Raw genomic sequence first — 17,938 nt, 5'->3', positions numbered from 1 at the left:
TCGCGCGTCCTGCCCAGGTGTTAAGAGACAAGGTAAAACTCGGTTAGCTCTCGATTAACTGCGATCATCCTTTACCAAGCCGACGGGAACGTCGTGCGGCCTGGGGCGATTCTTGCGATAGCAAATCCAGACTTTCGGACGTGCTGTGCGCGTCCCCTTCGCCGCAAGATGAACTGGAGGCTGCGATGATCACCAAGCGACACTTCCTTCAGACCGCCGCCTGTGCCGCGGCCACGCTCATCGCTCCGCGCGCCTTCGCGATCGGCAACCCGTCTTATCCGTCGCGCAGCGTGAAATGGGTGGTGCCCTATGCACCGGGCGGCGCCACCGACGTGCTGTCACGTCTGATCTGCCAGCGGCTGTCCGACCGGCTCGGCCAGACCTTCGTGGTCGAGAACAAACCCGGCGCCGGCAGCAATATCGGCACACAGGCGGTGATCACGTCCGCGCCAGATGGCTACACGCTGCTGTTGACCTCGACAGCGAATGCGATCAACGCCTCGTTCGATCCGGCGCTGCCGTACGATTTCGCCAAGGGCATCGCGCCGGTCGCCGGCGTTGCGCGCATTCCACTGGTGCTGGTCGTCAACAACGATTTGCCGGTGAAGAGCGGCTCCGACTTCATCGCCTATGCCAAGGCCAATCCCGGCAAGATGTCGATCGCCTCCTCCGGCATCGGCACCTCGCTGCATCTCTCCGGCGAATTGTTCAAGTCGATGGCCGGCGTCCAGTTCACGCATGTGCCGTACCGCGGCTCCGCGCCGGGCCTGACCGACGTGATGAGCGGGCAGATCCAGGGCATGTTCGACAACGTCACCTCGTCGTTCGAGCTGGTGCGCACCGGCAAGCTGCGCGCGCTCGGCATCACCACGCGCGATCGCTCGGAGATTTTGCCTGACGTGCCACCGATCGCCGACACACTTTCCGGTTACGAGACATCCTCGTTCTACGGCGTCGGCGCTCCCTACGACACGCCGCGCGAGATCGTCGACCTGCTCAATGGCGAGGTCGACGCGGCGCTGTCCGACGCCGGGATCAAGGCGCGCCTCGCCGAGCTCGGCGCGATCCCGCTGCACGGCAATGCAGGCGCGTTCGGCGGCATGCTGACCGCCGAGACCGAGCGCTGGCGCAAGGTGGTGGAGCTGTCGGGGATCAGGAAAGAATAGCTCGCGGCTTCTACGCGCCAAGCAAGCGGATCGTCATCCCGGACGACCGCATCACAATCCGTCAGTACACCTGCTTATGACGCCTGCGTGGCGGGGGCGGCGGCTTATCGAAAGCGTAATAGGGATTGACGTCGCAGCTGGCCGCGAGGCCCGATGCCGTGGCGCGGCACTGCTCCAGCGAAGTGAAGCTGCAGTCGAAATAGCCGCCGCCGCCACCACCACCCAAGCCGCCGCCACCACCCGTGTATTTGTGCATGCACACCGGGTAACGCGGATCATAGGTCTGGGCGCTGGCATCTGCCGCAACGAACAGCGTGGCAATGGCGGTGAGGGTCAGGAGAGGCAGGCGCATCGGACATTTCCTCGAATTGGTAGCAACGGCAGGCGTTATGCCATTTCGATATGGCACAACGGCGCGAAAGAAGCGATCGTTCCTACTCATACCTCTCCCGCTTGTGACAAGCATCAAAAACGATCCGACACGGCGCCGTAACGATCCGAAACGGTGAAGGCGCTCCGTGCCCGACCCGCACTGAACGCATATCTCCGTACAACCATCCTTCGACCAAGGTCGCACGCCACCGGCGCAGGAATCCGTTCGCACGTCTGGGCGAACGGACTAGTCTCTCGATCACAACGCTGGCCCAGGCCCGATGACGTTCCAGGGCAATCAACAAACATATGGGCTGGAGGAAACGCACATTCGCGCTCGGGCTTTTGAGCGCGGCTCCGCCGTGCGCGGGGAGAAGATGCGCTGGCCAACCTTTGGTCCCAGAGCATGCAAGAGAGCTTCTCGTCTCCGTTCATCCGCTATCCGATCGGCACCTCGCTGCTGATGGCGGGCATCCTGTTCGTTGGCCTCGTGGCCTACCCTCTGCTGCCGGTTGCGCCGCTGCCGCAGGTCGACTTTCCGACCATCCAGGTTTCCGCGTCGCTTCCCGGCGGTAGCCCCGAAACCATGGCCTCCTCCGTGGCGCAGCCGCTCGAGCGCCAGCTCGCGCAAATCCCGGGCATCGCGCAGATGACGTCGACGAGCTCGCTCGGCTCGGCATCGATCACCATCCAGTTCGATCTTAATCGCCTGATCGATGCCGCCGCCAACGACGTGCAGGCTGCGATCAACGCAGCGAGCGGCCAATTGCCGAAGAACCTCCCCTCGCCGCCGACTTATCGCAAGGTCAACCCGGCGGACTCGCCGATCATGATCCTGTCGGCAACTTCCGACACGCTGCCCCTGACCACCGTCAGCGACCTTACCGACGCCCAGCTTGCGCAGCAGATCAGCCAGATTCCGGGTGTCGCGCAGGTGTTTGTCGGCGGGCAGCAGAAGCCCTCGGTGCGCATCCAGGTCGATCCGGCCAAGCTGGTCGCCAAGGGCCTGTCGCTGGAGGACGTGCGCAGCCAGATCGCGGTTGCGACCACGGACAGCCCGAAGGGCAACATCGACGGCACGCGGCGCGCCTACACTGTCTACGCCAACGACCAGCTGCTCGAGGCTACGCAGTGGCAGGATGTGATCATCGCTTATCGTAACGGAGCGCCTTTGCGGATTCGCGACATCGGCGAGGCGGTGTCGGGACCGGAGGACATGAAGACCGCTGCCTGGGCCGACGGCAAGCGCGGCGTATTCCTCGTCATTTTCAAGCAGCCAGGCGCCAACGTCATCGAGACGGTCAACCGCATCACGCAGAAGCTGCCGCGGCTGATCGCGGCGATCCCGCCCGCGATCAGCATCAAGATCATCAGCGACCGCACCATCACCATCCGCGCCGCGGTCGACGAGGTGCAGATCACGCTCATGATCACCATCGCGCTGGTGGTGATGGTGATCTTCATCTTCCTGCGCAGCTTCTGGGCCACGATCATCCCGAGCATCACCGTGCCGCTGGCCCTGCTCGGGGCCTGCTCGCTGATGTGGGTGTTCGGCTACTCGGTGGACAATCTCTCGCTGATGGCGCTGACCATCGCGGTCGGCTTTGTGGTCGACGACGCTATCGTGATGCTGGAGAACATCACGCGCTATGTCGAGCGGGGCGAGAACCCGGTCACCGCCGCCTACAAGGGCGCGGCCGAGATCGGCTTCACCATCGTCTCCATCAGCATATCGCTGGTCGCCGTGCTGATCCCGCTGCTGCTGATGGGCGGCATTATCGGCCGGCTATTTCGCGAATTTGCGGTGACGCTGTCCATGGCGATCTTCGTCTCGCTCGTGGTGTCGCTGACCCTGACGCCGATGATGGCCTCGCGTTTTCTACGTTCCGGCCACGAGGCCCGCGGCGGCCGCTTCTACCAATGGAGCGAGCGGCTGTACGAGCGGCTGCTCGGCGCCTACGAGCGCGGGCTCGACCTCGCGCTGCGGCATAGTCTCGTCACGCTCTGCGTTTTTTTCGCCACCGTCGCGCTGTCGGCGCTGCTGTTCATCCTGATCCCCAAAGGCTTCTTCCCGCAGCAGGACAACGGATTCCTCACCGCGGTGTCGGAAATGCCCCAGGACATCTCCTTCGCCGAGATGAAGCGGCGGCAGGAGGCGCTCAATGCCATTGTGCAGGCCGACCCCGCCGTCGATTCCATCGCGATGTTCATCGGCGGGGGTGGCACGGCGCTCAATTCGGGGCGCATGTATATCACGCTGAAGCCGCTCGGGGAGCGCGACGCCAATGCGCAACAGATCATCGCGCGGCTGCGGCCGAAGCTCGCCAAGGTCGAGGGCGCGCGCCTCTATATGCAGGCCTCGCAAGACGTACGGCTCGGCGGTCGCGCCACCCGCACCCAGTTCGAGTTCACGCTCCAGGACGCCAATCTCGCCGAATTGGACGCATGGGCGCCCAAGATCCTGACGGAGATGAGAGGCCTGCCGGAGCTTCGCGACGTCGCCACCGACCAGCAGACCGAGGGCACGACGGTGCAGCTCACGATCAATCGCGACACCGCCGCACGCTACGGCATCCAGCCGCAGTTGATCGACGACACGCTCTACGATGCCTTCGGCCAACGCCAGGTGGCGCAATATTTCACGCAGACCAACAGCTATCATGTCGTGCTCGAGATCACGCCGGCGCTGCAAGGCAAGCTCGACACGCTCGACAAGCTCTACATCAAGTCGCCGCTGAGCGGCGACGAGGTCCCGCTCTCCGTCATCTGTCGCTGGACCAACGAGCCGGTGCGACCGCTCGCGATCGCGCACCAGAGCCAGTTTCCGGCGGTGACGATCAGCTTCAACCTTGCCGAGGGTGTGGCGCTCGGACAGGCGACCGCCGCCGTAATGCGCGCGGTCGGCGAGATGGGTGCGCCGCCGACGCTGTCAATGAGCTTCCAGGGGACTGCGCAGGCGTTCCAGCAGTCGCTCGGCACCGTGCCGATGCTGATCCTCGCCGCACTCGTCGTGGTCTATCTGGTGCTGGGGGTGCTGTACGAGAGCTATATCCATCCGCTGACCATCCTGTCCACGCTGCCGTCGGCCGGCGTCGGCGCGATCGCGATCCTGATGGTCTTCGGCTTTGATTTCAGCCTGATCGCCCTGATTGGGGTCATCCTCCTGATCGGCATCGTCAAGAAGAACGGCATCATGATGGTGGACTTCGCCATCGCCGCCGAGCGCGAGCAGCATCTGACGCCAGAGCAGTCGATCCGCCAGGCAGCACTGCTGCGCTTCCGGCCGATCATGATGACGACGATGGCGGCGCTGCTCGGCGGCGTCCCCCTGATGCTCGGCACCGGCACCGGCGCCGAGATCCGTCAACCGCTCGGCTACGCCATGGTCGGCGGTCTCGTGGTCAGCCAGGCGCTCACCTTGTTCACGACCCCCGTCATCTACCTTTACCTCGACCGCTTCTCCAACACGTTGTCACGCTGGATGGAGAAGAAGCCGAAGCCGGAGGCCGAGAGCGAAGAGCAGAAGGACGCGGCGGAGTGAGCTGGGCTCGCGCTAACCCAGCCCCTGCAGCACCAGCCGGTTCAGCCTTGCGGCAAACGCGGCGGGATCCTCCGGCAGCTCGCCGTCCAGAATCTGCGCCTGTTCGAGCAGGAGCAGGCTGAGATCGTCGACCGTCTTCGAGCCGGCCTGCGCCCTGGTGATCGCCGTGACCATGGGATGGCGCAAATTGATCTCCAGGATCGGCCTGGTGCGCATGCCGCGGTTCTGCTGCGCCAGGATGCGCTCGAGCTCGCGGCTCGGACCCTGGCTGTCGGCGACGAGGCAGGAGGCGGAGCTGGTGAGGCGGGTCGAGGCCTTGACATCGCTGACGCGCTCGCCAAGCGTCGCCTTGATCACCGCGATGGTGGCGGCCTCGTCCGCCTCGGGCTCGTCCTTCTTCGCCTCGTCCTTCTCGTCGACGCGCGGGATCAGGTCGAGATTGAGATCGCCCTGACTCAGCGACTTCAGCGGCTTGCCCTCGAACTCGGTCGGCATCGAGGTCCAGAACGCATCGACCGGATCGGACAGCAGCAGCACCTCAATGCCGCGTGCGGTCGCAGCTTCCAGCCGCGGACTGGACTTCAGCCGCTCGATGCTGTCGCCGACGAGATAATAGATCTCGGTCTGGTTCGGCTTGAAATCGGCGACGACGTCCTTGAGCGCGCGCTTCTCGCCGGTGGTGGTGGTGAAGCGAGACAGCGCGAGCAACTTCTCGCGGCGCTCGAAATCCTCGTAGATGCCCTCTTTCAGCACCGCACCGAAGGCGTCCCAGATCCTTGCGAAATTCTCCGCATCCTTCTCGGCGAGGGTTTCGAGCTCGTTGACGACGCGGGTCGCAACGGCCTTGCGGATCTGCACCAGCTGCGGGTTGTTCTGGAGCATCTCGCGCGAGATGTTGAGCGGGAGATCCTCGCTGTCGACGACGCCGCGGATAAAGCGGAGATAGCCGGGCAAGAGATCCGCATCATCGGTAATGAAGACGCGGCGGACATAGAGCTTGACGCGGCCCTTGCGGTTCGGCTCGAACAGATCGAACGGCTTGGTCGACGGCGCGAACAGCAGCACGGCGTAGGAGTAGCGGCCCTCGGCGCGATAATGCAGCGTCATCGCAGGATCGTCGAAGGCGGAGGCAATCTGCTGATAGGCCTTCTTGTAGTCCTCCGTCGATAGCTCGGATTTCGAGCGCTGCCACAGCGCGCTCGCCGAGTTGATCTGGCGCGGCTCGCCCTCTTCCGGGACGAGCTCGATCGGGAAGAGGATGTTGTCGGAATAAGCACTAACGATGCGCTCGATCTCGTAGGTCTCGAGATATTTCTTCGCATCGTCCTTCAGGTGCAGCACGATCTCGGTGCCGCGCGCCACGCGGGCCGCCTCTTCCTCGCTGGCGCGTGCGATCTCGAAGCCGGAGCCGCCTGAGGACGTCCAGGTCCAGACATCGCTCTCGCCGGCGCGGCGGCTGACGACGACGATCTTCTCGGCGACCATGAAGGCGGAATAGAAGCCGACCCCGAACTGGCCGATCAGGCCGAGGCCGTCCTTGGCCTCCTTCAGCTTCGACACGAAGGCCTTGGTGCCGGAGCGGGCGATGGTGCCGAGATGGTCGATCAGCTCTTGCCGCTCCATGCCGATACCGTTGTCGGCGATCGTGAGCGTCGTGGCCGTCCTGTTCGGGATGATCCGGATCTTGAGCGCGTCGCCCTCACCCAGCAGTGCAGGACTGGCGATCGCCTCGTAACGCAGCTTGTCGCAGGCATCCGAGGCGTTGGAGACCAGCTCGCGCAGGAAGATGTCGGTCTCGGAATAGACGGAGTGCACCATCAGGTGCAGCAGTTCGGAAACCTCGGCCTGGAAAGGCTGCGTATGCGTGGCCGTATCGGACGTCGTCATGCGTTTACCCGGTCAATCAAAAGTGAAGAAACCCGGGATATAACGCGATGGGATAGGGGATCAAGTGGACATGTAGGACCGCCGTCCCGGCGGGAGACCGGTTTTGCATGTGGGACGAGGCCGATCAGGTCACGCAGCGGCCGGGCTGCAGCAGCTTGGCGACCTCGGTCAGGGAGCTGACCATCGGCTCGCAAGCGATCGTTGGCTTGCGGCCCGGCTTCAGCATCGTAGGAGCGGACTTGGCGTTGCCGGTCTCGATCACCGCGGGGACCCGGAGCAGCACGGACGTATCGGTCAGATCGTTCAGCCGCATCGAGACGGTGCGGGTGGCAACCGCCGCCGGCTTCAAGTCGCCGAGCCGGTCGGACTTGCCGGCACGATTGACGTCGTGACTAGCAACGCTGCGAGCTGAGGTTTGGGCCGGCTGTTCGGCGAGCGCCTGCCAGCGGTCGGCCAGATCGTGGCCGGAGGCCAGTTGCACCGCGCCAACCTGGACGGCGCCAAGCGTCGCGGCGAGTGCGACGGCACCAAAGAATACCTTTTGAAAAAATACCTTTTGAATCTGTGGCATAGCTGTCGGCCCCTCGCCCCATGGCGGTCAAGGGAACAACGCGAGCGGAGGGCCGGAGTTTCCCGGACGTTAAGATCACTTAACCGTGTGCGGAAACCACAGAATGCCTGCGAAAAATTTTTGCAGGCCGCTTGGAACGACTCCTGCGCCGGGGAGTCGTCTCAGCAGCCGGCTATTCCCCCCTGCCCCATAAGCCGGCGATGTAGGGCGCGACTGTGGTGATGCCAGTCGCGCCTTACTTTTGTCTGCGCAAATCTCGCCAACCAAAATTTCCGCCCCACCTTCCGCCCCCAAGGGCGGATCATCCGGGGGTATATCTTTCCAGATCGACGTTCACGCGACCGTTGCGGAGAGCATCCCAATTTGCGTCCGACCCGTTGGACACGAGTCGGACGCCGGTTATTCACGTCTCGCGTCGGTCAGCCCAAGGCTGAGACATTAGCGCAATCAACAGGCAAGATCGCGGCTTCGCAATCTTCCGCGGCGGATTGCCCAGCGTTCATGGCTATGGCGCATCACGCGATCGAGCGCCGCCCGTGAACCCAAGGTCTTCTCGGGGATGCAGGCGATGACGGCATTGCGATCCTCGATGAATTGCTCGTCGACAATCCATGTCCGCAGTTCTTCACCGGCGAGCCTTGCTGCGATCCGGTCGGGCGTCGGATCAATGTCGTGGGCGACCAATACGTTCATCACGATCCGACCGCCCGGTGCCAAGCGGGCGCGGATGGCGTCGCAGGTCTCAGCATCAAACTCTTCCGTGAAACGGAATCCCGGTCCACCAACGTCGATCGCAATGCCGTCGTAATATGCGCGGTCATCGAACACGAATTTTCGAAAGTCGGAGACGATGCATGGCAACTCGTCCGGAAGATCGAAATACTTGTGCGCGAGCACGAAACTGATCGGGTTAATGTCGACAATGGTCAATCTCTTGCCGAGACGCCACAGGCGTGTCGCAAGATTTCCGCCGCCACAACCCAGGACGAGGATCTGTTCGGACCGAGACAAGAGTTCGTCCATGAGCTTCACATAGGTGAAGACGCTTTCGCCGTCTGGCGTCGCCTGGCTTTGCCGGATGCCGTCTTCGAAGTACACGCGCGTGCCATCCCAAGAACATTCGACGATATCGATCTGTCCGTTCCTCCCTTGATAACGACCCAACAATTTCACGACACCAAATACCTTAATCGGCGGGCATTAGAACACATGCATTAAACATCTCTTATCATGTAATTTGCGGTGCGCCAACTGTTTCGACTATCGCTGATAATGTTTCCGCATTCCGGGAGAAAAATTCGATACAAGTCTCCGACCTCTATCCCTTTAGGGCGGTGCGATCCGGTCACTGATATATTGTGCATCTAAATTGATGCTTGAAGTTGGATTATGGATGGTGTAAATATACTGCATGAGGATCGCACTGGAGGCCGCCATTTCATGATCACGGCCAATCAACTCAGGGCTGCTCGCGCGCTCCTGAATATAGACCAGCGGCAGACGGCCGAACTCGCTGGTCTTTCAGTCCCCACCATTCAGCGCATGGAAGCGAGTGACGGAGTTATCCGTGGGAACGTCGATTCTCTGATGAAATTGGTTTCTGCGCTGGAGAATGCCGGGATCGAATTGATCAATCCGGGCGTTGCGAGCTCGGCCGGGGGTCGAGGCGTTCGCCTCAGGGAGCACGTCGCGAAGCCGAAAATGAAGAACATGAAGCAGCCCAAGCCCTCTTCGCCGCGAACTTTGGAACGGGCGCGATAACCCGCCGAGGCAAGATGGGTTTCTCGATCGAGGCCCCCTGCGATCACGCCGGCCTGGAATAGCCCTCCCACCGAACTTCAAATGGAATTGGCGTGATCGGCCGTCCGATCGAGCAGGGCGAGAAGTCCCTGCAAGATCATGTTGGGCGGCGGAGGACAGCCGGGAATATGAAGATCAACGGGAACTACCTGCGAGACCCCTCCTACCACCGCATAGCTGCCGGCGAAGCAGCCGCCATCCCGAGCGCAATCTCCCACGGCGACGACCCATTTCGGGTTGGGGGTCGCATGATAGGTGCGCTCCAACGCCTCGCGCATGTTCTTCGTCACCGGCCCGGTTACCATCAATACATCGGCATGACGCGGCGACGCTACGAACCGGAGGCCGAAGCGCTCGACGTCGTAGTAGGCATTGTTCAACGCGTGGATTTCAAGTTCGCATCCGTTACAAGATCCAGCATCGACCTCGCGTATCGAGAGGCTTCGGCCGAGACGCCGTCGTGCCGCGCGACCGACGGCCGTGGCGAGCTCGGTCACTGCGGCGTCGTCCGGTGACGGTGCTTGCTCGGTGAACGGCCGGCGAAACAGGCTCTCAAAAAGCAGCTTGCGCATCTGGTGCCGTTCCTCAGAGATCGTGGCCCGAATAGGAGCAATTGAAGGATTTGTTGCAGAGCGGAAAGTCGGCGATGATGTTGCCCTCGATCGCGGCCTCTAGAAGCGGCCATTGAAACCACGACGGGTCGCGCAGATGGCATCGTTCGACCCGGCCATCCCGCAAGCGGAGCCAAACCAGGACGTCGCCGCGAAATCCCTCGACGATCGCCATGCCTTCCCGCACCTCCCGCCGGTGCCCCGCATGCGTTCCCGGCGGGCCATCGGGAAGCCGGTCCAATATTTGGTCGATCAGCAGAAGGCTCTGTTCGACCTCGCGCACGCGGATCCAGACGCGTGCGTTGACATCCCCCTCGTTCAGGACCGGGACTTCGAAGCGCAGCGCGTCATACGGTGGATACTTAAGTGTGCGTCGCGCATCGAAGGACCGACCGGATGCGCGGCCTATGTAGCCTCCAGCGGCATACTGCTTGGCAAATGCGGGCTTAAGCACGCCCGTATCGACCGTGCGATCTTGCAGCGATGCCGTATTGTCGTAGAGCTCGACCAAAGCAGGAAACCGCTGGCGGATGTTATCCAGCGCCGCCTGGATGGCTTCCCTCCCTTCATCGTTAAGGTCGCGGGTCACGCCACCGGGCACGATAATATCCCGCATCAGCCGATGACCGAATGCGATATGGGATGCGCGCAGAATGCTCTCTCGCAACACGCTGCAAAGAGCGTGCATCAGCGCGAAGGAGGCGTCGTTGCAGATTGCACCGATGTCGCCGAGATGATTGGCGAGCCGCTCGAGTTCCGCGAGCAGCGCACGCAGCCAAACTGCACGATCGGGCACGACAAGCTGCAAGGCTGCTTCGGCCGCTCGCGAAAACGCAAAGGCGTAGGCGACTGTGCTGTCGCCTGACACGCGTCCGGCGAGCTGAACAGCCCGTTCGAGATTGGCTCCAGCCATGAGACCCTCGATACCCTTATGGGTATATCCCAGCCGCTGTTCCAGCCGGGCCACGGTCTCACCGCTGGCCGTAAACCGAAAATGCCCCGGTTCGATAATTCCCGCATGCACCGGACCGACCGCGACCTGATGCAGGTCGTCGCCCTCCACCGGCAGGAAATGATAGGGCGACGCCTTCGAAAATGCGTTGATGCGGTTTCCCAAGGGGAAGCGAACGGCCCAACGGTCGTGATCAAGCCACGGACGAATATCGGGCAAGCCTTCCGCTGACAATCCGAACAGATCGTTGATGGTGCGCTCCAATCGAAGCGCTGGCGGGTGGTGTTTGCCGACTGAAGGATAAGCGCGGTCGGGGCAATCCAGGCTGACAGTGGCAACTTCTGCCGTATGTCCATCCATAATCGCCATGTGCACCGTTGAGGGTTCCCCCCAAAGGCCGAGCAGGCTCCAGCGTCCGTGTGCCAGCTCACTTGCCGCAAACGTCCAAACGGAAGCATCGACTACAGCTCGCGGCCACGGGCTGTGTTGTTGGACCGGGCGGCCCTCCAGCAATAGATCGATCAGCGATGGCATATCCCGTTGATCTCCAAACTATCCAAGAAGGCGAGCCACGTGCTGGAACCAGGTAACGAGCGGCGCTGGAAGATAGATTCCCGCAATCAGAACCAGCGAGAGATGGGCAAACATCGGCACATAGGAAGCCTCGGCTGACTTCGTGCTGCCGCGAGGCTCGCCAAATGCGACGCTTGTCAGACGCAACGTCAAAGCGCCGAAGGCCAACAACAGCCCGAATACCAGTACGATCGCGAGCAGGGGCTGGCGTGCGAAGGTCGAGCTTACGACCAGAAATTCGCTCATGAAGATGCCGAGCGGCGGCACGCCGGCGATCGCGACGACGCCCGTCACCAGGCACCAGCCGAGCGCCGGATGGGTCACGGTCAAGCCCCGGATCCCGGAGATTCGCTGCGTGCCCTTGATCTGCGATATATGTCCGACCGCGTAGAAGATCGCGGACTTGGTCAGACTGTGCATCACCATGTGCAACAGTCCCGCGAAATTGGCGAGCGGGCCGCCCATGCCGAACGCGAACACGATGATGCCCATGTGCTCGATCGACGAATAGGCGAACAGCCGTTTGATGTCGCGTCGACGGTAGAGCATGAAAGCTGCGAAGACGAGCGAAACCAGGCCCATCGTCACCATAAGGGGGCCAGGAGCGATCGCTGCCGGATTGGCGGCCAGCAATATCTTGAAGCGCAATAGTGCGTAGAGCGCGACATTCAGCAGCAGCCCCGACAGTACCGCCGATATCGGCGTCGGACCTTCGGCGTGGGCGTCGGGCAGCCATGCGTGCAGCGGCGCCAAACCGACCTTGGTGCCGTAGCCGAGCAGCAGGAATATGAAAGCGACGTTGAGAAGCGCGGGATCGAAATTCGCGGCATGTCGGATCAACAGGGTCCAGATCATGCCGTCCTGGCCCTCGCCCACAACCGGCCGCGCCGCCATGTAGACCAAGATCGTGCCGAACAGGGCGAACGCTATTCCGACGCTCCCCAGAATGAAATATTTCCATGCCGCTTCCAAAGCGGCGTGGCTTCGATAGATGCCGACCATCAACACTGTGGTGAGCGTCGCAATTTCCACCGCGACCCACATCAGGCCGATATTGTTCGACACGAAAGCCAGGTTCATGCCGAACATCATGGTCTGATACATGGCGTGGTAGAAACGCAGATAAACCGGTGTCAACCGACCAGTCTCCAGTTCATGCGCGATGTAGCTGGCGCTGAAGATGCTGGTCGTAAACCCCACGAAGGTGTTGAGCACGATGAAGACGATGTTGAGATCGTCGACGAGCACGTACGGCCCCGGCGGTGGACGTGCGATGACGAACAACGAGAGGGATGAAAGAAATGTCGCCAAGCTCGCGACGACGTTCAACCGCGCCGTCAGCCGATAACCCGGCAGTATGGCCAGCAACGCTGCCGAGCCGATCGGAATTATCAGGACAGCCGCCACCGGATCGAAGGAAAGTACGTTCATCGCCGTTCGCCCCGGTAGTCGTCGAGCGCGGAGACATCGACGGAATCGAAACGTTCGCGGATCCGGAACAGGAAGATGCCGATGACGATGAAGGCGATCAGGATCGAGAAGGCGACGCTGATCTCGACCACCAGCGGCATGCCCTTGGCGCCGGTTGCCGCCAGCACCAGCCCATTCTCGAGCGACATGAATCCGACGACCTGGCTGACGGCGTTGCGACGGGTCACCATGACCAGAAGTCCGAGCAGCACGACCGACAAGGCAAAAGCGAGATCCTCGCGCGCCAATGGATCGGCCTCCGCGGTCACCCGCAGCATCAGCACCATTGAGAGGGCAACTAGTGCCATCCCGGCCAGCATGGTCGGGCCGATCCCCACTGCCGATTCGATGTCGCGATGGATCCCCAGCTGCTTGACGATGCGATGCAGCGCCACCGGAATGATGATCGCTTTGAAGACGAGGGCGATTGTTGCCGTGATGTAAAGATGAGGTGCGTCCTGGACGAAGGCCTGCCAAGCGACGGAAAGCGCGAGCACAAGGGCATGAAGCGCAAAGACGTTGAGCAGCGAATAGAGCCTATCCTGGTACAGCATCATGAAGCTGATCAGGACGAGTCCGCCAGCCAGTGTGTGCGAAACGTCGAAGGAGAGGCTGTGCATCTGCATCAGAAGCTCTTTGACACGAACAGGAGAAGGGTGCCGAGCAGGCCCAGCATGAGAGCCGCACCGAGAAATTGCGGAACGCGAAAGACCCGCATTTTCGCCGTGGCGGTCTCGAACAGTGCGAGGAAAAAGCCCGCAGCCGCGAGCTTGACGAGGTAGGCGACGGCGCCGATGGCATAGGACAATGGACCGGTGCCGAAGACTGCTATCTTCCAAGGCAGGAACACGCATGCGATCAGCGAGATATAGAGCAATAGCTTGAGAAAGGCGCCGAACTCGATCATCGCGAGATGACGGCCCGAATATTCGAGAACCATCGCTTCGTGCACCATAGTGAGCTCCAGGTGCGTCGCAGGATTGTCGACCGGAATTCGCGCGTTCTCCGCCAGGGCCACCATGATGAGCGCGATCACCGCCATTCCCAGCGATACCCGCAAGCCGACATACGACGAGGCCATGAAATTTGCGACCGTCGAAAGTTGGGTCGAGCCGGCAACCAGGGCAACACAAAATACAACCAGCAGCATCGCCGGCTCCGCCAGTGCAGCGATCATGACTTCGCGGCTGGCGCCGATGCCGCCAAAACTGGTGCCGACGTCCATGCCGGCCAGTGCCAGAAAGAAGCGCGCGCTTCCGAGCAGCGCCACGATGGCAATCAGGTCCGCCGTCCAGTTGAAGAGAAGGCCGGTAGCGAACGTCGGCACCAGGGCTGCGGCAACCCAGATCGCGGCGAAGGTCACATAGGGTGTTACGCGGAACAGCCAGGAGGCGTTGTCCGCCAGCACCACTTCCTTGCGGAGCAATCGCAGGAGATCCAGATACGGTTGAAAGACCGACGCTCCCTGGCGACGCACCAGGCGGGCCTTCATCTTGCGCACAAAGCCGGTCAGCAGCGGCGCCAGCAGCAGCACCAGAAGCATCTGCACGCCTTGCACAAGAATGCCCGACATCACGACCATATTGCGAGGACCAGAAGGAGTGTGACGAGGGTCGCAAAAACCAGGCTGAGATACCGCCGGATGGTCAGGAACTGCAGGCGATTGAGTTTATCGGCAGCGAAGCCAACGACGCCCGCTATCGGCTCATACATTCCCTCCCAGATCAGATCGTGCGATTCGATTCGCAGGCGCGCTGGCCTGATATCCCCGGGGGCCGGCATCTCGACATGATCGCGGGCGTGGAACACGAGCGTACCGAAAACGCGGCGAATGGGCTGAGCGAAGCTTCCGCCCGAATATTGGGCCGCGGGTGTCGGATCGGAAAACCCACAGCCCCAGGCCGGACCCCGCCTTAACGCATGAGAGGCAAAGCGATGAATAAAGACAACGGCGAACGAGGCGGATATCGCGATGAACACCATAACAAGCAATCCATTGTATGAACTGCGACTCTCCGCAATCGGCACGATCGAAAGCCAGGGCTCGTTGATCTGGATCGGCATGCGGCCGCCGAGGATCTGTAGCGTGATCGGCGAAAGCGCGTCGATCACCAGCCCCGGCAAAATTCCGGCCAGCAAGCAAAGCGCGGCGAGGATGAACATTGCCGAAAGCGAGTAATGGTCGACTTCCTCCGCGGTTTCCGCCGCCACGCTACGTGGTCGCCCGAGAAAGGTCACGCCGTATGCCTTGACGAAACACGCCGCGGCTAACGCAGCAGCCAGGGCCAATAGAGCACCGACCGCAGGCACGGTGATCTTCAGCGCCCATTGCGGCAACTCCGGGCTCTGCAGCACGGCCTGGAACATGAGCCATTCCGAGACGAAGCCGTTGAAGGGTGGAAGCGCCGATATCGAGACACAGCCGACGAGAACGGCGAAGCTTGTGAACGGCATGCGGTGAATGAGACCACCCAGCTTGTCCATGTCCCGCTCGCCGGTCGCGATCAGGACGGCGCCGGCGCCGAAGAAAAGCAGACTCTTGAAGAAGGAGTGATTGAGAACGTGAAACAAGGCAGCAGCGAACGCGAGCGCGGCCAGCAGTTTCAGGCCGTTGGCCTGGAAGGCCAATGCAAGGCCGAGGCTTGCGAAGATGACGCCGATATTTTCGATCGTGCTGTAAGCGAGCAGGCGCTTGAGGTCCTTTTCCATCATCGCATACAAGATGCCCATTACGGCGGTGATGCCGCCAAGAGAAAGCACGATCACACTCGCCCACCAGCTCGGCTGTCCCAGCAGATCGAATACCACGCGAATAAAGCCGTAGATCGCGACCTTGGTCATGACACCGCTCATCAGCGCCGAAACGTGGCTGGGCGCTGCCGGATGAGCGAGCGGTAGCCAGACGTGCAGCGGCACCAGGCCGGCCTTTGAACCGGCTCCGAGCAGCATCAAGATCAACACCAACGTGGCCACGTAGGGCGTATGTTGAGCCGCGCGAATGGCGGCAAATTCGTAGTCTCCGGCCGGTCCCGCCAAAAGGCCGAAGGCCAGCAGCAATGCGAGCGTGCCGAAGCTCGCCATGACGAGGTAGACGTAACCGGCTTTCGCGTTGCCCGGTTCACGATGGTGCGCCATGACGAGCGCCCAGGACGCGAGCGACATGAATTCCCAACAAAGCAGATAGGAAAACGCGTCGCCCGCCAGCACCACAAGATTCATTCCTGCTAGAAAGGCGGGGAAGAAGGGCAACACGCGCTGCGGAGCCTCCTCATGATGGCCGTAACCGAGACCATAAAGGCTTGCCGATGTCCCTCCGAGATTGACGACAACAAGAAAAAACGAAGCCAGCCCGTCGAGCCGGAAATGGGCGCCAAGCCACGGCAATCCGATTGGGAGGGTCAGATCGGTGGCGTTCGTCGTATCGCCCAGCAACCAGTGAATGGATCCAATCAACGCAATCGCAGACGCGGCTAACGTCGCGCTATAGATGATGGCCGTGGCGATCGTTGAGCGGCTGAGAACAATCGCCAGGACTGCCGATCCAAGCATTCCGGCGACACAGAGCATTTGCAAGACGACAGCCGACATTACCTGCGCGCCTTCATTCCGCTTGGTGCTTTGTTTTCTATCCGATTGCTCAAATAGATTTTTGCCGATCCAGAATTGACTTTCAGGCGCACCCCGCGTCCCTCGGCGCTACTGACCGCCCCTTCGTCTATCAACTCAATGCCGGCGGCGTCGAGAGCCGCGATCAGCTTCACCAGCGAATCGACATTGCCCCGAACCATTTTCTCACTGGCCTCCATACGTTGGATGGTTGGCACCGAAAGCCCGGACATTTTCTGCGAGCCGGCGCTGATCGATGCCGAGGAGCACCCTCGCCGCTCGCAATTGAGCCGCTGTAATCATCGGATTGCACTACTATCCGGGTTCGATCGAATACTATGCATCATCCCTGCATCGTAATTAATCATGTTATATTGTCAAGAAGTGATATTTAAAACATCTAATCTAAGCGCAAACGCCTCCGGGAATTGTCGGCAGCCAATGCGTCGCGCGCAATGACGGTGGAAATTCGTGAAGGGCGCGGCGTTGGCCCGGTTCGACAGCCTGCGTAATGCCAAGGGCGGGACGCCGACACCCGCGCTTAGGCTCGAGATGCAACGCGCGATGCAGACCTACGCGACGGTGTTTCGGTCGCGAAGCATTCTGCAAGAAGGCAGGCAAGTCTTGGCTGGAGTGCCCGACACTATCGGCCGAGCCCCGCAAGCCAGTCCCGCCCCTCGCCATAGAGCTTCTCGACCTCGGGGCCGGTCAGGCCCGGCATGTCGCGCTTGACCTTGTAGCCGATCAGCTCCTGCATGTAGGCGAGGTGGCGGTAGCCCTCAGGCAGCGCGGCGAGCGCCTTTTGGTCGAGTTGAAGTGTTGCGGCGGGATCGACCGGATCAATCCGGTCCTTCTCGTAGATCGGCTGGCGGCGCACGATGCCCCATTTGCCAATACCTGATTGGTCATGCCGCTTCTCCACGAAATCGTAGAAGCGGCCGGTGCAGACGACGTCGCAGAGCACGTCGTGCACCAGGGCCCGCTGTGAGATGGTCATCTTGGTTTGCGCAATGGCCCGCTCGCCGGCGAGGTCGATGCTGGTGCCGCCGAGGAAATGCAGGATGCGCACGCCCTTGGCAAAGCCCTCCTGGCTGACGCGCATAAAATCCCGCGCCGGCCCCTGAAACCAGGTGGCGGACATCCAGCCTTCTTCGTGCCAGACCGTGGCAAAGCGCTCCCAGTCACCGGCGTCGCGCCACACCGCCCAGTTCTCGACGAGGTCGCGGATGGCGAGGCGGTCGAGGAGCTGCTGGTCCATGGGCACGTCTCCGATGAGGGCAATGCGAGGTATGAGCGGTGAACACGACGCGCGTCAAGCAGCCCGAGCAGGCACGGAAGATCCGGCGTGCCTTGCAGCACGCCGGATCGAATCATCATCGTCAGATAGCT

Annotated in this window: 14 protein-coding genes and 1 pseudogene; 3 read left to right on the top strand and 12 right to left on the bottom strand. The window is 61.6% G+C overall.

The genetic code is table 11. The features are described from left to right. Positions 1-185: 185 nt before the first annotated feature. On the top strand, positions 186-1,166 hold the full coding sequence (locus FXB38_RS15620) for a Bug family tripartite tricarboxylate transporter substrate binding protein (RefSeq protein ID WP_148751752.1): 981 nt from the start codon (positions 186-188) through the stop codon (positions 1,164-1,166). Between the two features lie 61 nt (positions 1,167-1,227). Here FXB38_RS15620 and FXB38_RS15615 read toward each other — a convergent pair whose 3' ends face one another. Further along, complete coding sequence (locus FXB38_RS15615) at positions 1,228-1,518, bottom strand: DUF3551 domain-containing protein (RefSeq protein ID WP_148751751.1); 291 nt, start codon at positions 1,516-1,518, stop codon at positions 1,228-1,230. A gap of 426 nt (positions 1,519-1,944) precedes the next feature. On the opposite strand from FXB38_RS15615, the gene FXB38_RS15610 reads away from it, so the two are divergent. Continuing rightward, positions 1,945-5,079 carry an efflux RND transporter permease subunit gene (locus FXB38_RS15610; protein WP_148751750.1) on the top strand — a complete coding sequence of 1,045 codons (3,135 nt, stop codon included), beginning with the start codon at positions 1,945-1,947 and terminating at the stop codon, positions 5,077-5,079. Between the two features lie 12 nt (positions 5,080-5,091). Here the strand turns inward: FXB38_RS15610 and htpG are convergent, their stop codons facing one another. The 3 genes from htpG to FXB38_RS15595 all read right to left on the bottom strand — a co-directional run bounded on the left by htpG (position 5,092) and on the right by FXB38_RS15595 (position 8,635). Beyond that, on the bottom strand, positions 5,092-6,966 hold the full coding sequence (htpG, locus tag FXB38_RS15605) for a molecular chaperone HtpG (RefSeq protein WP_148751749.1): 1,875 nt from the start codon (positions 6,964-6,966) through the stop codon (positions 5,092-5,094). 124 nt (positions 6,967-7,090) lie between these two features. Next, the gene (locus tag FXB38_RS15600) at positions 7,091-7,537 is read right to left on the bottom strand and encodes a hypothetical protein (RefSeq protein WP_148751748.1); all 447 of its coding nucleotides are present in this window, start codon (positions 7,535-7,537) and stop codon (positions 7,091-7,093) included. Between the two features lie 447 nt (positions 7,538-7,984). Beyond that, entirely contained in the window at positions 7,985-8,635 is a 651-nt protein-coding gene (locus FXB38_RS15595; protein WP_246229911.1) for a spermidine synthase, read from the bottom strand. Between the two features lie 342 nt (positions 8,636-8,977). Between FXB38_RS15595 and FXB38_RS15590 the strand changes: the two genes are divergently transcribed. Further along, positions 8,978-9,298: a helix-turn-helix domain-containing protein gene (locus FXB38_RS15590; RefSeq protein ID WP_148751746.1), complete on the top strand. Its 321-nt coding sequence runs from the start codon at positions 8,978-8,980 to the stop codon at positions 9,296-9,298. Between the two features lie 77 nt (positions 9,299-9,375). Here FXB38_RS15590 and FXB38_RS15585 read toward each other — a convergent pair whose 3' ends face one another. The 8 genes and pseudogenes from FXB38_RS15585 to FXB38_RS15550 form a co-directional block, all read right to left on the bottom strand. Further along, positions 9,376-9,909, bottom strand: a complete 534-nt coding sequence (locus tag FXB38_RS15585) for an NADH-quinone oxidoreductase subunit B family protein (RefSeq protein ID WP_148751745.1) — start codon at positions 9,907-9,909, stop codon at positions 9,376-9,378. Between the two features lie 13 nt (positions 9,910-9,922). Then, on the bottom strand, positions 9,923-11,434 hold the full coding sequence (locus FXB38_RS15580; RefSeq protein WP_148751744.1) for a hydrogenase large subunit: 1,512 nt from the start codon (positions 11,432-11,434) through the stop codon (positions 9,923-9,925). An 18-nt stretch (positions 11,435-11,452) separates the two neighbouring features. Then, positions 11,453-12,904: a hydrogenase 4 subunit F gene (locus FXB38_RS15575; protein ID WP_148751743.1), complete on the bottom strand. Its 1,452-nt coding sequence runs from the start codon at positions 12,902-12,904 to the stop codon at positions 11,453-11,455. Continuing rightward, positions 12,901-13,563, bottom strand: coding sequence for a hydrogenase-4 component E (locus FXB38_RS15570; protein WP_187434909.1), 663 nt, complete (start codon positions 13,561-13,563; stop codon positions 12,901-12,903). Before FXB38_RS15570 ends, FXB38_RS15575 begins: the two co-directional genes overlap by 4 nt. A gap of 5 nt (positions 13,564-13,568) precedes the next feature. After that, positions 13,569-14,525 (bottom strand): respiratory chain complex I subunit 1 family protein, encoded by a 957-nt coding sequence (locus FXB38_RS15565; RefSeq protein WP_148751741.1) that lies wholly within the window; start codon positions 14,523-14,525, stop codon positions 13,569-13,571. After that, positions 14,516-16,531, bottom strand: coding sequence for a hydrogenase 4 subunit B (gene hyfB / locus FXB38_RS15560; RefSeq protein ID WP_148751740.1), 2,016 nt, complete (start codon positions 16,529-16,531; stop codon positions 14,516-14,518). Before hyfB ends, FXB38_RS15565 begins: the two co-directional genes overlap by 10 nt. Beyond that, positions 16,531-16,852, bottom strand: a pseudogene (locus tag FXB38_RS15555) (helix-turn-helix domain-containing protein). The gene hyfB and the pseudogene FXB38_RS15555 overlap by 1 nt, the downstream one beginning before the upstream one ends. Positions 16,853-17,192: 340 nt before the next feature. Further along, complete coding sequence (locus FXB38_RS15550) at positions 17,193-17,807, bottom strand: nuclear transport factor 2 family protein (RefSeq protein WP_148751739.1); 615 nt, start codon at positions 17,805-17,807, stop codon at positions 17,193-17,195. Positions 17,808-17,938: the final 131 nt, after the last annotated feature.

The sequence above is a fragment of the Bradyrhizobium cytisi genome (assembly GCF_008123515.1).
GTDB classification, from domain to species: Bacteria; Pseudomonadota; Alphaproteobacteria; order Rhizobiales; family Xanthobacteraceae; genus Bradyrhizobium; species Bradyrhizobium cytisi.
This window is presented reverse-complemented; position numbering and strand designations above follow the sequence as displayed.